11 protein-coding genes and 1 pseudogene are annotated in these 14,253 nt (G+C 71.2%); 6 read left to right on the forward strand and 6 right to left on the reverse strand.

Annotated features, from left to right (window positions below):
* Positions 1-156 precede the first annotated feature (156 nt).
* Positions 157-3,069 carry a BTAD domain-containing putative transcriptional regulator gene (locus ACFZDL_RS05325; RefSeq protein WP_353592036.1) on the reverse strand — a complete coding sequence of 971 codons (2,913 nt, stop codon included), beginning with the start codon at positions 3,067-3,069 and terminating at the stop codon, positions 157-159.
* A 237-nt stretch (positions 3,070-3,306) separates the two neighbouring features.
* The gene (locus ACFZDL_RS05330) at positions 3,307-3,771 is read right to left on the reverse strand and encodes a hypothetical protein (RefSeq protein ID WP_353592037.1); all 465 of its coding nucleotides are present in this window, start codon (positions 3,769-3,771) and stop codon (positions 3,307-3,309) included.
* Here ACFZDL_RS05330 and ACFZDL_RS05335 point away from each other — a divergent pair.
* The 3 genes from ACFZDL_RS05335 to ACFZDL_RS05345 are packed head-to-tail and all read left to right on the forward strand — an operon-like array spanning position 3,770 to position 8,514.
* The gene (locus ACFZDL_RS05335; protein ID WP_353592038.1) at positions 3,770-4,150 is read left to right on the forward strand and encodes a hypothetical protein; all 381 of its coding nucleotides are present in this window, start codon (positions 3,770-3,772) and stop codon (positions 4,148-4,150) included. The genes ACFZDL_RS05330 and ACFZDL_RS05335 overlap by 2 nt on opposite strands.
* An 18-nt stretch (positions 4,151-4,168) precedes the next feature.
* A complete protein-coding gene (locus ACFZDL_RS05340) occupies positions 4,169-6,406 on the forward strand; it encodes a PQQ-binding-like beta-propeller repeat protein (protein WP_353592039.1) in 2,238 nt (745 codons plus the stop codon).
* A complete protein-coding gene (locus ACFZDL_RS05345) occupies positions 6,403-8,514 on the forward strand; it encodes a PQQ-binding-like beta-propeller repeat protein (RefSeq protein ID WP_353592040.1) in 2,112 nt (703 codons plus the stop codon). The genes ACFZDL_RS05340 and ACFZDL_RS05345 overlap by 4 nt, the downstream gene beginning before the upstream one ends.
* On the opposite strand, the gene ACFZDL_RS05350 is transcribed toward ACFZDL_RS05345, so the two are convergent.
* A complete protein-coding gene (locus tag ACFZDL_RS05350) occupies positions 8,511-9,326 on the reverse strand; it encodes a DeoR/GlpR family DNA-binding transcription regulator (protein ID WP_353592041.1) in 816 nt (271 codons plus the stop codon). The two genes, ACFZDL_RS05345 and ACFZDL_RS05350, sit on opposite strands and share 4 nt — an antisense overlap.
* Positions 9,327-9,637: 311 nt before the next feature.
* On the opposite strand from ACFZDL_RS05350, the gene ACFZDL_RS05355 reads away from it, so the two are divergent.
* Genes ACFZDL_RS05355 through ACFZDL_RS05365 form a run of 3 tightly spaced genes read left to right on the forward strand, consistent with a single transcriptional unit; the run spans position 9,638 to position 12,799 of the window.
* Positions 9,638-10,702, forward strand: coding sequence for a sugar ABC transporter substrate-binding protein (locus tag ACFZDL_RS05355; protein WP_353592042.1), 1,065 nt, complete (start codon positions 9,638-9,640; stop codon positions 10,700-10,702).
* Between the two features lie 28 nt (positions 10,703-10,730).
* Positions 10,731-11,552, forward strand: a complete 822-nt coding sequence (locus tag ACFZDL_RS05360; protein ID WP_353592043.1) for an ATP-binding cassette domain-containing protein — start codon at positions 10,731-10,733, stop codon at positions 11,550-11,552.
* Positions 11,549-12,799 (forward strand): sugar ABC transporter permease, encoded by a 1,251-nt coding sequence (locus ACFZDL_RS05365; RefSeq protein WP_391190438.1) that lies wholly within the window; start codon positions 11,549-11,551, stop codon positions 12,797-12,799. The genes ACFZDL_RS05360 and ACFZDL_RS05365 overlap by 4 nt, the downstream gene beginning before the upstream one ends.
* A gap of 6 nt (positions 12,800-12,805) precedes the next feature.
* Here the strand turns inward: ACFZDL_RS05365 and ACFZDL_RS05370 are convergent, their stop codons facing one another.
* From ACFZDL_RS05370 to ACFZDL_RS05380, 3 genes and pseudogenes are all read right to left on the reverse strand, one after another.
* Positions 12,806-13,123 carry a DUF1080 domain-containing protein gene (locus tag ACFZDL_RS05370; RefSeq protein WP_353592044.1) on the reverse strand — a complete coding sequence of 106 codons (318 nt, stop codon included), beginning with the start codon at positions 13,121-13,123 and terminating at the stop codon, positions 12,806-12,808.
* Positions 13,089-13,475 (reverse strand): annotated as a pseudogene (locus ACFZDL_RS05375) (hypothetical protein); the annotation flags it as partial. The gene ACFZDL_RS05370 and the pseudogene ACFZDL_RS05375, both read right to left, overlap by 35 nt.
* 54 nt (positions 13,476-13,529) lie before the next feature.
* Entirely contained in the window at positions 13,530-14,237 is a 708-nt protein-coding gene (locus tag ACFZDL_RS05380) for a phenylalanine--tRNA ligase beta subunit-related protein (protein WP_353592045.1), read from the reverse strand.
* Positions 14,238-14,253 lie beyond the last annotated feature (16 nt).

Genomic DNA, 14,253 nt, shown 5'->3' on the forward strand with positions numbered 1-14,253 from the left:
CTCCTGAACGTTGGCGTTCGGCGTTGCTCTGCGCCGTCTCGGTGCCCCTCACCTCGGTCCGGGGGTTCTCCCTGTCCTGTGTCGCGGCCTTGTCCTGTGTCGCGGCTTTGGGAGCGCTCCCATCACGCGGCACGGTAACGGCCCCGCTCGCCACCGTCAACGATCGGTGCGTGACGCGGTGGTCAGGGCGTCGGCGATGTGGAACTGCTGCCGTGCCTCGGCACTACGGCCCGCCGCCGCATAGGTGTTCCCGAGGCGGCGGCGGACCTCCGCCTCCAGCGGTGTACTGGTGTGCTCGGTGAGCGTGGACAGGGCCTCGTGGTGGAGGGCGACGGCCAGGCGCAGGTCTCCCTGACCGTGTTCCGCGGCACCCAGCAGGGACAGGCTCACCGCGAGCAGTTGCAGGTCCGCGACCTCCCGGGCCAGGTCGGCCGCCCGTCTCAGCAGGCTCCTGGCCTCCACGTGCCGCCCGAGCGCCAGGTGGGCCTCGGCGGCGAAGCCCAGGGTCTTGCTGATCATCCTGGGCCGGCCGATCTTCTCGGCGAAGGCAAGGGAGGTGGCGTAGTACGCGAGCGCCTCCTCGTGCCGCCCCTGTTGGTCGTAGATGGCGCCGAGGTTGCAGGTCGACATCCCGGCCAGCCAGTCGTCGTCGAGTCGGGCCGCGAGCTCCACCACCTCGCTGAGGTGGGCGACCGCCTCAGCGGTGCGTCCCATCGCCCGCTCCGTGGCGCCAAGACCGGCGATCGCCCGGGCCTGCTCGCGCAGGTCGCCCTGGCGGCGGGCGAGGCGCAGCGCGTCGGCGCTCCAGGCGTGTCCCGCTCGGAAGCGTCCCTGATAGATGTCGGCGATGGCCATGCAGTTCCGCAGCGAGGAGGGCATCCGCTGGTCGGCGGCTACGTCCGCGCAGCGCAGCGCGATCTGCAGGGCCGCCCGGCACTCGTGGAAGCGGCCCTGGCGGACCAGGTGGTCGAGCATGCTCTCGGCGATCCAGCAGGCCAGGTCGTGTTCCCCGGCGGCGGCATAGGCCACCACGTCGACCAGTTCACCACCCGCGGCGTCCAGCCATGCGGCGGCGTCCAGCCAGCCGGGGAAGGGCGAGCCGGAGACGTCCGGGCCGGTCGGAAAGCCCTCGGGACCCCAGTCGCTGGCGATCCGGCCGGCGGCTGTGTAGAGGTGCAGCACGGCGGCACGGTCCGCGGCGGCCTCTTCGGGTGCCGCGGCGGCGAGGCGGCGTGTGTGATCCCGTACGAGGTCGTGCAGCCGGTAGCGGCCGGGCTGCGGCTGCTGCAGCAGACTCGCGTCGACCAGGCGTTCCAGGAGATCCTCGGTGTCCTCACGGGAACGGCCCAGCATGACGGCAGGGGTGAGCGGGTCGAATCCGGCGGTCGGCGACAGGCCCAACGCGCGGAAGGTGCGGCGCAGTTCGGGCGCGAGCTGGTCGTACGACATCCGGAAGGCGGCCTCCACGCTGCGGTCATCGGCCCGCAGCTCGCCGAGTCGGCGCGCGTCGTCCGACATCCGGTCCACCAGGTGGGCCAGCGTCCAGGACGGGCGGTTCTGCAGCCGGGCCCCCGTGATCCGCAGCGCCAGGGGCAGACCGCCGCAGCGCCGGGCGAGTTCATGCGCGGCCCCTGGTTCCCGCTCGGCGCGCGCCTCACCCAGGAGGTGAGTGAGCAGCGTGACCGCCTCGCCCGTACTGAGGGGCTCCGCGGTGAGCCGCAGGTCGGCGTCGAGTCCGGACAGGCGCTGCCGGCTGGCCACCAGCACCCTGCTGCCCGGACCGGCGGGCAGCAGGGTGCGCACCTGCTCCGCGTTGCGGGCGTCGTCCACGACCAGCAGCAGTCGCAGGGAGCTGGTGGCCGCGCGCCAGGCCGTGACCAGCTCGTCCAGGTCGTCCGGAAGATCGCCGTCGGCGCCCTTGACGGCGCGCAGCAGCCGGTGCAGTGCCCGCTGCGGGCGGAGGCTCTCGTGTGCGGCGCTGTGCGCGTGCAGGTCCACGAACAGGCAGCCGTCCGGGTACTGGTCGCGGAGCGTCCAGGCGGCGCGGACCACCAGCGCGGTCTTGCCGACGCCCGCCGTGCCGTCCACGGCCGCCACCGACACCGCCGCGTCGGACACGGGCGCGGTGAGCAGGGCGAGTTCCGCCTCCCGGCCGACGAGGCAGGCGGTGTCGCCGGGGAGTTCGTTGCGCCGCGCCGGGGGTTGCTCGGACGCGGACGCGCGCTTCCGCGCCGCCCGGCCGAGCAGCAGCAGGTCGTCCCGGCGCAGGACGCCCTGGTGTACCCGGCGCAGTTCCTCACCGGGCTCCACTCCCAGTTCGGCCAGGAGCCGGTCCCGTGTCTCCTGGTAAGCGGTGAGCGCCTCGGCCTGCCGGCCGCTGCCGTACAGCGCGCGCATCCGCAGGGCGGCGAGCGGCTCGTCGTACGGCTCCGCCGCGGGCGCGGCCATGAGGTCGTCCAGGGCCTCCGGGTAGCGGCCGAGGAGCACCAGGCACTCCACCCGCTGTTCGTGGAGCGCGCGCCGCTGCTGGGCAAGACGCTGCCGCTCGGTGTCCGCGAACGGTCCCGGCAGGCCGGGCAGCGGCTCGCCGCGGAACAGCCGCAGGGCCCGGGTGCAGTGGTCGAGGGCGGTGGCGAGTTCGCCCGCGGCCTTCGCGCGCCGGGCGCCGGCGGCCTGTTCGGCCAGCTGGGCGATGTCCGTCCGCGCGCCGCCCGGCACGAAGCGGTAGCCGCCGTGCTCGCCGCGGATCAACGACTCGGCAGGCCGGGCCCCGGGCACGTCCAGTGCCTTGCGCAGCGGGTAGACGTAGCTCGGCAGGACCCGGCGGCCCGTCCCCGGGGGCTCGGTTCCCCATACGTCATCGAGCAGTTGCTGGTGGGTGACCAGTGTCTCCGTACGCAGGATCAGCGCGGCCAGCACCGCCTGCCGCCGCAGGGGGCCGATGCCGAGCGGTGCCCCGCCCCGGCGGGCTTGGACCGGGCCGAGCAGGTCGATCCGCAGCCGTCCCGTCGCTTCTGCCCGATCCGCTCCCGAATTCGCCGGAACCGTGCCGACCTCGAAGTTCCCCATGGTCGCGCTGCCCCCAAGTCCCTTGCTTCAGCGAGATTTCATCGGCATTGCATCGCCTCGCGAAAGGGTTTTGCAAGTTGTGCCGGGCCCCGGTGCGCCTTGGATCCGGCCCGGTCGACGGGACGGGCCCTGCCGGCCCCGATGGCGAGAACGGAAAGCGAGCTACCCCGTGAGCAATGCCCCGCAGTCGGACCCCCAGCAGGGTTCCGGCGAGACCGGCCCCGCCCAGACGCTCCCTCAGGGAGGACCGGGGTGGGGTCCTGCGGCGCAGGCCCCGGGGCAGTTGCCGCCTCCGCCGGGCCAGGCACCGCCTCCGGTCCCGCCCCAGTCGCCGGGCACGCCTTCGGCCTGGTCGCAGCCGGTCCCAGCGACGTCGCCGCTCAGCAGTGGCCCGGGCTCGGGGCGGCCGCGCGGCGGCGGTACGCGGCCCTGGCTGATCGGCGGCGGTGCGGCCCTCGCCGTGGCCGCGATCGTCGGTTTGGTCATCGCCATGTCGGGGGGTGACGGCGAGAGCGCCGCGGAGGGGAAGCGGTCCGGTGCTCCGGGCGGCGCCGCCGAGCCGAAGGCGCCGACGGCGGCGGGGAAATCGTTCACCAAGGTGCCCGAAGGGTGCCGGCTGATCAAGGCGTCCACCATCGCGCGCATCGCCGCGGGGACCGAGTGCAAGCCGTCGCAGTTCGACGACGCCACGATGGCAGCCATGATCACCAGGATGCCGAGCTGGGACACGCCGTTCGGCTCGGGCGGCGGCCAGCTGAGCCTGGACGTGAACCTCACGGTCGGCCCGTCGGCGAGTGGCATGTTCGACGTGCACAAGAAGAGCGCCCTCGAGGCCTTGAAGAAGGTGCGCACGATCACCGACTCCCGGTCGCTCAGCGGGCTCGGCGAGGACGCCTACGTCGTGCACGGTGTGGACAAGGACCCCTTCGACCTGGCGGAGGCCCAGGTGATCGTCCGTGAGGGCAATGCCGAGTTCACGGTGAGCCTCACCTACGACACCAAGGACTCCGGCAGGAACCAGCGGCAGGCCGAGGATGCCGTCGTCGCCGCCGCGCGCGACGTACTCGGTTCGCTGGGCTGACCCGCGTCCACGATCACGGTGCACACACCGGCGCACGGCGGCGGCGACCCCACGGTTCCGCGGCCGCACACGAAAGTCTTCCCGTCGCACACGGCAGTCCTCCCGTCGCACACGACGGTCCCGCAGCCGCCGAGCCCCGGCCGGATCGGCCCCTACGAGGTCTTCCAGCTCCTGGGCGAAGGCGGCATGGGCCGGGTCTTCCTGGCCAGGTCACCTGGGTCACGCCTGGTCGCCCTGAAGGTCATCCGGCCCGAGTACGCCGAGACGCCGGACTTCCGCGGGCGTTTCCGGCGCGAGGCCGGCGCCGCCCGGAGGGTCAGCGGGTTCTACACCCCTCCGGTGCTCGACGCGGACGCCGACGCCCCGCAGCCCTGGCTGGCCACCGCGTACATCCCCGCGCCGTCCCTGCATGATGTCGTGCACCGCTTCGGCGTGTTGACCGAGCCGGCCCTGCGGGCCCTGGGCACCGGCCTCGCCGAGGCGCTGCTCGCGATCCACGCCGCCGGAATCGTCCACCGCGACCTGGGGCCCGGCAATGTACTCGTGGCAGAGGACGGGCCCCGTGTCATCGACTTCGGCATCAGCCGGGCGGCGGACGCGACGCAGGTCACCCGGACGGGCGCCGTGATCGGGACGCCGGGGTTCATGGCCCCCGAGCAGATCGTGTCGAGCCGCGAGGCGGGACCGGCGGCCGATGTCTTCTCCCTCGGCTGCGTCCTGGTCTTCGCGGCCACCGGCCGCGGCCCCTTCGGCGCCGGAAACACGGCCGAGATCCTCTACCGGGCCGTCCACGCCCCGCCACTGCTGGACGGCGTACCCGACGGCTTGCGTCCGCTGGTCGCGGCCTGCCTGGACAAGGACCCCACCCGCAGGCCGCCCACCGGCGCGGTGCTGACCGCGCTCGGCCCCGCCGAACCTTCCGCGCTGCTCACCCCGGGCCTGCGGGACGACCTCGCCACACGCGAGGCGCACGCCGCCGTGCTGGTGGCCGCACCCCCCATGCCCATGACCCCGCTGATCACGGCGGACCCGAGCGGGCCGAGCCGCCGCCGCTTCGTGCGGATCACCGTGGCCGGTGGCGCCGCCGCGGTGGCCGCGGGCGCCGCGGTCGTGGCCGGGCGGCGGTCGGAGCCCGGCCGCACCCCAGGCCGCGGCGGTGGCGCGGGCACCACGGTCCGGCCCCGGGCCAAGGTGCCCGCGGGACCGAAGCCGCGGTGGTCGAGCCCGCTGCGGCGGGTGGAGAACGGCCAACTACGCCTTCTCGGCAACACGTTGGTGCACTGGGACAAGCAGACCGCCATCGCCTACGACACCACGACCGGAAAGGAACGCTGGACGGCCAGGGCCCGCATACCGTCCGACGCCTCCAGCGGGCCCGACTGGCTCACGGTCCGGGGCTCGACACTGTTCGGCACAGCCTGGGCGGGTGAGCGCGGCTATCTGCTCGGTGTGGACGCCAAGGGTGACCTGAAGTTCACCCACACGGTCACCGAGCAGAAGGACACGCAGTCGTACGCCGACCAGGTCCAGGACGTCCTTGTCGTCGCCGGCTCCGTCGCCGTCGTCAGCACCAGCGGCCATCAGGGCTACAGCGTGTGCGCCGTGGACCTCGCCGAGGGGTCGGTGCTCTGGTCCCGCACGGTGAACGGCTCCGACTTCCAGGCCATCGCCGACGGGCGCCACTGCTTTTTGCAGGACAACGGCAACGTCCACAGAATCGACCTGCGTTCCGGCGAGGTCCGCTGGACGGTCCGGGACGTCATCAAGCCCGGCGCCTACCCGAAACTGGCCACCGACGGCAACGCGCTGCTGGTCACCCACGTCAAGGTGCGCGCGTTGAGCACTGCCGACGGTGGCGACCTGTGGACCGCCGTCAACGAGACGACGAATCTGAGCCCCACCACAGTCCGCGGCGACCGGGCCTACGTCGCGGACGGCCAGGGCACCGTCTTCGCCCTCGGCCTGCGCGACGGCGGCCAGCTGTGGCACACCCCGAGTCCGCTGACCCTCAATCCCACGGGCGCACTCGACCCGGGCCCCTCCGTCACCGGGTCCCTGGTGGCGCTCTCCCTGTTCGGCGCCGTCACCCCGGGCTTCATCGTCCTGCGCGCCTCGGACGGCAAACCGCTGTGGGCGCACCAGGCCTCCGGGGCCGAGGCCAAGAGCGACACGTCCTGGTCGGTGCAGGCCTCCGGCACGACCGTCTACGCCGCGTCCGACACCACCCTCTACGCCTTCCGGAGCCCCACCCCATGACCACGCAGGGCGACGCCACCACACACATCGGACCGTACCGGGTGATCCGGGAACTCGGCGCGGGCGGCATGGGCCGCGTCCACCTGGCCGCGTCGCGCAGCGGCCGTGCCGTCGCCGTCAAGGTGGTACGCCCCGAACTGGCCGCCGATCCCGGCTTCCGGCGGCGCTTCAAGGCCGAGGTGGACGCCGCCCGCGCGGTCGGCGGCGCCTTCACCGCGCCCGTCGTCGACGCCGACCCCGAGGGACCGCAGCCGTGGCTCGCCACCGCGTACATCCCCGGCCCCTCGCTCACCGACGCCATCAGGGCCCACGGGCCCATGCCCGAGGCCACCTTGCGCGTGCTCGGCGCGGGCCTGGCCGAGGCGCTGGCCGCCATCCACCGCGCGGGACTCATCCACCGCGACCTCAAGCCGTCCAACATCCTGCTCACCGCCGACGGGCCCAGAGTCATCGACTTCGGCATCAGCAGGGCCGTCGACGGGACCGTGCTCACCGCGGAAGGCCAGATCATCGGGTCGCCCGGCTTCATGTCGCCCGAACAGTCGACGGGGGCCGAGCTCACCCCCGCCGGCGACGTGTTCGCGCTCGGCGCCGTGCTCGCCTTCGCCGCCACCGGCGCCCCGCCCTTCGGCACCGGCGCGGCGCACGCGCTGCTCTACCGCGCCGCCCACGAGGAACCGGAGCTGGACGGCGTCCCGCAGGCCCTGCTCGGCATCGTCGCCGCCTGCCTCGACAAGGACCCCGCCCGGCGTCCGACCGTCGCCCAGCTGCAGGACCGGCTGCGTCCGGCCACCACCGCGGGCTGGCTCGGCGCGGTCGAGCTGCAGGTGACCGCGGCGCGGCGCAGCCTGCACGACGAGGTGCGCACCCCGCTGCTCAGCAGGCGCCGGATGCTGGCCGGCGGCGCGGTGCTCGCCGTCGCCGCTGCCGCCACGGGCACCGCGCTGATCCTCCGGTCGCCAGGCGGGGACGCGACCGCCATCCCCGAACTCTCCTGGACCGCTGACCTCCCGCAGCCCGGCATGTCCCTCCTCGCGGTGACACCGTCCACCCTGCTGTGCGCCGGGGAGACCTCGGGGGTCTGCGTCGACCGGGCCACCGGCAAGCTCCTGTGGAAGGACCTCAGCGGCCAGAACACCGACGCCATGGCCGACGCCAAGCGCGTCTACACCGTACGCACCGACGGGAAGGTCCACGCGTTCGACGGCCGCTCCGGGAAGGAGCTGTGGGCCGCGTCCCCGAGCGGGGCCGGCGCGCCGGAGATCGAGTTCGCAGACGGCCCGCTGCTCGTGACCAGAAGCGACGGGCGCCTCCAGGGCATCGACGCGTCTTCCGGTGAGGTGCGGTGGCAGACGCCGGACATGGGCGGACCCACGGTCGACGGCGCCACCCGGGCGGGCCATCTGGTCGTCTGGGGCCGCGCGTCGAAAACGTCCACGACCGCGATCCTCAACGGATACACCGTCATCGCGTCGGACACGGGCGACCGCCTGTGGTCCAAGGATCTCGTCACCCTCTGTGCGCCGTCCGAGGGCGAGGTGCTCTACGCCATCGACGGCGATATGCGGCTGCTCGCCCTCAAGCCCGCCGACGGCGAGACGCTCTGGAGCAGGCCCACCGGTCTCCCACCGACGAACAGTGCGATCCTCGGCTGGCAGGGTTCCCTGAACCTGCTCCAGGGAACCTTGTTCTGCTACCCGGCCACCGGGGCCGCCGGCGCGACCGGCGGGCTGCTCGCCGCCTTCGACCCGAAGACGGGCAAGACCCTGTGGAGCGTGCGGACCGCGGCCCGGGGGATGCGGGGCTACGACCGGTCCGGTGACACCGTCTGCTACCTCGACCGGGTCCTGCACGCGGTCGACGCCCGGACCGGGGCGAAGCGCTGGACGGCGGGCTCCGGCCTCGGCGAGCCGCAGTTCCTGGGCGCCGTACGCGACCTCTTCCTCCTCTCGGGAAAGAAAGGGCTCTACGGCTTCGACGCCGGCACCGGCCGACAGGTCTGGCACCACCCCGTCAGCGGTGGCTCCGGCTCCTGGTCGGCGATCCCCATCGACGACCATCTCTTCGCCGGCTGGTCCGGCAAGCTCTTCTGCTTCTCGGTGTCCTAGGCCGTCAAGTCCGGTCGCGCAACGAGGACTTCCACCCCTTTGCTCTGCAGCGAGTCGAGGTCCGGCTCCGGGATGTCGGCATCGACGATGACGAGGTCGAAGGCGGTGACGGGAGCGAGTTGGTACAGCCCACGTCGTCGGAACTTGGTGTGGTCGACCAGGAGGACCCTCCGGTCGCATGCCTCCATCAAGGCTCGCTTGACCGCCACCGTCTCCTGGGACTGGTGGTAGCAGTGACCGCGGGTGATGGCGGTTGTGGAGGCGAACAGGATGTCGGCGTGCAGGGTGCTCACGGCGTCGACGGTCCGGATGCCGAGAAAGGCGTCGTAGGCCGGGTAGTACAGGCCGCCCAGTGATATCAGATCGATTCCGGCGCTGCCGGCGAGAAGCTGGGTGACGGGCACGAAGTTGGTGATGACTGTCAGCGGTGCCCGCTGCGGGAGCAGCCCGACGAGGGCGAGGGCAGACGTGCTGTCGTCGATGACGAGGGACTGACCCGGTTTGACGAAGGTCAGCGCGGCACGCGCGAGCATGCTCTTCTGCGCCACCATGGCTTGGGTGCGGTGCCGGACGTCACCGTGGAATGCCGTCGACGGCTGTGCGGTCGCCCCGCCACGCACCTTTCTGAGCCATCCCTTGCCCTGGAGGTAGTCGAGGTCGCGACGGATGGTCATCGGCGTGACGCCGAACTCGTCCGCGAGCTGCTCGATGCGGACGAAGCCTTCGTCGACAACGCGTGTCTTGATCCGCTCCCGCCTGTCGCTCGGCCCTCGTCCGCCTTCGTCGGCGGCCGGGTGTTCGTTTGCCTCCATGAGACCCCTGTTCGATTGATGTGAAGAGAACATCCCCGCGCGCCCCGGACCCCACCTGCCGGCTACCGGACTTCCCCCTGGAGAGAGGCTGCTTCAGCCGGACATGCCCTGTTTTCCCCTGGGGAGTTCGGTGCGCCGCTGTTCAGCCAGGCTGAATAATCAAACACTCCAGACGATCGAATTGCCAGCAACTCATGTTCGTTTCCGGCTGCCTGTTGACACTTCCGATGACCGTCACATTACTTGTGCGCGACGTCTTTGTGCGTTGTGGCACAGCTATCGCTTCGCGGCCCCGGATCAAGGAGTGGAACATGAGGAGACCGGCCCATGGTGTTCTCATCGGCGTCATCGCCCTGAGTGTCCTCACCGCATGCGCTGAGGAACCGACCAAGGCCACCCAGGGGAAGGGCACGACGGGCAAGGTCGCTTTCCTGATGCCCGACCTCGCCTCCACCCGCTACGAACAGTACGACGCTCCGCTTTTCAAGAAGCGCATGGCCGAACTGTGCTCGGGCTGCAAGGTGATCTACCAGAATGCCAACAGCGACGCCTCACTTCAGCAGCAGCAGGCCAACTCCGCCATCACCCAGGGCGCGAAGGTGATAGTCCTCGACCCGGTCGACTCGACCGCGGCGGCGACGATCGTGCAGACGGCACAGTCCCAGGGCGTCAAGGTGGTCGCCTACGACCGACCTGTTGTCGCGAAGCCGGCGGACTTCTACGTCTCGTTCGACAACGAGGCGATCGGCACGTCGATCGGGCAGTCGCTGATCGATCACCTGAAGGCGACCAAGGCCAAGGGTGGCCTGCTCGAGGTCAACGGGTCCCCCACCGACGCCGCCGCCGGACTGATCAAGAAGGGCATTCACAAGGCCGTCGACGACAGCGGGTTCGATCTGCTCGCCGAGTACGACGCGCCGAAGTGGTCGCCGGAGAAGGCACAGCAGTGGGTGAGCGGCCAGATCGCACAGTACAAGGGCCGGATCGCCGGCGTGGTGGCGGCCAACGACGGCACCGGCGGGGGCACGATCGCCGCGTTCAAGGCGGCGGATGTGCGGGTCCCGCCGGTCACGGGCAACGACGCCGAGCTGGCGGCGGTGCAGCGCATCATCGCGGGAGACCAGTACAACACCATCTCCAAGCCGATCAAGACCGTAGCCGAGGCCGCCGCGAACGTCGCCTACGAGCTGATGCGAGGGAAGAAGCCCAAGGCCGACACCACGCTGTTCGACACGCCTTCCCAGCTGTTCCAGCCGACCGTCGTGACGCAGGAGAACCTCAAGAAGGTCATCTTCGGCCCCGACGGAGTGCTCAAGACCAAGGACGTGTGCACCCGGCAGTACGCCGCCGACTGCCGCCGACTGGGCATCCAGTAGCGGTCTTCGCCTTGGAGGAGAGCGGGCCATGAGTACGGGCACAGCGGTTCCCCGCGAGAACACGGACACCGCGTTGTCACTACGGGGCATATGCAAGCACTTCGGCGCGGTCGCCGCGCTCACCGACATCGACCTCGATGTCGCGGCCGGCGAGGTGGTGGCCATCGTCGGGGACAACGGTGCCGGCAAGTCCACGCTGGTGAAAGTCCTTTCCGGAGTCCACGCGGCCGACGCGGGGAAGATCTTCTTTCACGGCGACGAGGTCTCCCTGGGCTCGCCCGCCGAGGCCCACGCCATGGGAATAGCCACGGTCTTCCAGGACCTCGCGCTGTGCGAGAACCTCGATGTCAAGGCGAACCTGTTCCTGGGCCAGGAACTCCGGCCGTGGATGCTGGACGAGGTCGCCATGGAGAAGCGCTCGTGGGAACTGCTGCGCGAGCTGTCGGCGAAGATCCCGACACTCGACGTGCCGGTGGCCGCTCTCTCGGGCGGCCAGCGGCAGACGGTCGCCATCGCGCGCTCCCTGCTCAGCAGCCCCAAGGTCGTCCTGCTCGACGAGCCGACGGCGGCCCTGGGCGTCGCGCAGACGGCCGAGGTGCTGAACCTGGTCGAGCGGCTCAAGGACAACGGACTCGGCGTGGTGATGATCAGCCACAACATGGAGGACGTCAGGGCGGTCGCCGACCGTGTCGCCGTCCTCAGGCTCGGCCGCAACAACGGCGTGTTCGACGCCAGGGACGTCTCCTCCGAGGAAATCGTCGCCGCGATCACCGGCGCGGCCGACAACGTGGTGTCACGGCGGGCCGCCCGCCACACGCTCGCCCAGCGGGAAGAGAAGGAACAGCCGTGAGTACTGAGGCCAATCGGGTGGCGCCGCCCGCCGATCCGCGGGACGAGCGTCTCGCGACCCCACGGGACATCGCCGACCACATTCGGGCGGGAGTGCGCCGGGTCCGGGACGGAGACCTGGGCGCGCTGCCCGTCATCGCGGGCATCGTGGTGATCTGGACCATCTTCCAGGTGCTGAACCCCACGTTCCTGTCCAGCACCAATCTGGTGAACCTGTCCTTCGACATGGTTCCGATCGGCATCATCGCGCTGGGGATCGTGTGCGTCCTGCTGGTCGGCCAGATCGACCTCTCCGTGGGATCGGTCAGCGGCCTGTCGGCGGCGATCACCGCCGTCGTGATGGTCCGGTTCGAGCAGCCGACCTGGCTGGCCGTCCTCGCGGCCGTGGCCGCCGGCTGCCTGATCGGGTGGCTCTACGGCCAAGGGCTCAACCGCGTGGGGGTGCCCAGCTTCGTGGTCACCCTGGCCGGTCTGCTGGCCTTCCTCGGGGTGCAGCTGCTGGTGCTGCGGGGCGAGAACGCGATCAACCTCCCCTTCGACTCCACCCTCGTCAAGTTCGCGCAGCTGTGGTTCGTCCCCGACTGGCTGGCCTACACGCTGGCAGTGGCGGCGGCGGCGGGGTTCTCCGCCGCCGGATGGGTGCGCGCCCGTACGCGGCGCCGCGCGGGACTTACGGCGCAGTCGCCGCAGTGGCTCGTCGCGAAGTCGCTGCTGCTGCTGGCCGCACTGCTGTTCATGGTCTCCTACCTGTGCCGCACCCGTGGCGTCGCCTGGATGTTCGTCCTCTTCGTCGCCCTGGTGCTGGCGCTGCACTATGTGCTCACCCGGACCAAGTACGGGCGGTCCGTCTACGCGGTCGGCGGCAATGCTGAGGCCGCCCGCAGGGCGGGTATCAACGTGCGGCGCGTGTACACCTCGGTGTTCGTCATCTGTTCCGGCCTGGCCGCGCTCGGCGGAGTCCTGGCCGCGTCGCGGCTCGCCGCGGCGAACCAGAGCGCCGGCGGCGGAGACGTCAATCTCAACGCCATCGCCGCGGCGGTGATCGGCGGCACGAGCCTGTTCGGCGGCCGCGGCTCGGCCTTCGCCGCCCTGCTCGGCACTCTGGTCATCCAGTCGATCTCCAGCGGTCTGACCCTGCTCAACCTCGACTCGTCCTACCGGTTCGTGATCACCGGCTTGGTCCTGTTCATCGCCGTGGGCCTGGACGCCGTAGCCCGCCGGTCGCGGCAGGCCCACGGCCGGGGGTGAACCCGGTCAGTCCAGCGGTTCGATCCAGAGGTTCCTGAAGCGGACCTTGTTGCCGTGGTCCTGGAGCCGGATCGCGCCCGCTGCCGCCGATTCGGCGTCGCCGGCGGCGGTCGGGCCGTCCACCGCCACGTTGTCGTGGACTTTCCTGCCGTTCCACACCACGGTGATCCTGGCGTCATCGGTCTTCCGGCCCGCGGTGTCGAAGCGGGCCGCACGGAAGTCGATGTCGTACGTCTGCCAGCTTTCCGGTGGGGTGGCGGCGTTCAGGTCGGCGGCCTTCTTGTCGTAAATGGATGCGGCCTCGTTCGGGGCGAGTTTCTCCACTTTTGTCGCCCTCGGTGTCGGACAACTCGGTGAGCCGGTGCTTCTCCGAGACGTAGAGCTTTCCGTCGACGTACTTGATCCCCATCGGCTCCTTCAGGCCGCCGGCGATCTTCTTGTACGTGACCTTCTCCGGGCCGGTGTCGCCCGTGACGTGGTCGAGGACGTACACCTCCCCCTCCGTCTTGGTACTGCCGCCCCACGTCGTCACGGCGAGCTTGCCGCCCGGCAGCCAGTCCATCGCGGAGACCTGCGGCTCGAAGGCCTCGGGACGCAGATCGGTGAGGGTGTAGCCGGGGTTGACCGAGGTCAACGGGAGGCCGTCGCCGGGGGTGTCATAGCTGCCCTCGCACTCATCAACAAGTCGAAAGTCCCCTGGGGGCAGGCCTGGGGAGGGGCGGCGAAGTGCTCAGGCCGTGGCCTCGGGTTGCGCGGAGCTGAGGTAGTGGATGGTGGTCTGCTCGGTGTGCGGGGCGAGCAGGTCCCGGAGTTCGACGGCGGCGGTCTTGAGGAGGTGGCCGTCTCGGGTGGCGTGGAGAGTTTCGAGGACGAAGGCGACGTGGTGGGAGTCCTCGGTGACGCGGGTCTGGTGGGCGTCGCGGTGGTTCCAGTGGCGGGTCAGCACGACGCCGGCGTCGGTGTAGATGATCTCGCCGGGCTTGGGGTTCTCGACGGTGTCGGGTTCGCCGAGCGGGGTGAATTCCTCCGTGCCGTCGGCGTGGCGGATGTCGACGTCACCGGTGACGTGGTCGAGGTCGAAGGCACCGGCGGGCAGACCGTGGCGGACGGAGACGGAGTTGTAGGAGTCGACGGCCGGGTTGATGCGCGGCAGGGTGCCCTTCTTGGCGAAGCGGCGGCCGATCGCGTCGACGCTGGGGCGGATGCGACGGGGGTTGGTGCCGAAGGAGCGGTAGGCGGCGTGCCACGCCTCGATGCGCGGGTCGCTCTCGTCGGCGGGCCGCCAGGTGCCGTCGGCGAGCCGCAGCTCCAGGTCATCCATGGCGGCGGCGGTGTCGGGCCACGGCTCGTGGCCGCGCAGGCCGGTGGCGGTGACCAGGGCGATGAGGGTGTCGGGGAAGGCCTCCGTGACGGTGGGGGCGAGGCGGAAGACGGTCATGTGCGGGGTTTCCGTT

This window comes from Streptomyces sp. NPDC007917 (assembly GCF_042959105.1).
Lineage (GTDB): Bacteria > Actinomycetota > Actinomycetes > Streptomycetales > Streptomycetaceae > Streptomyces.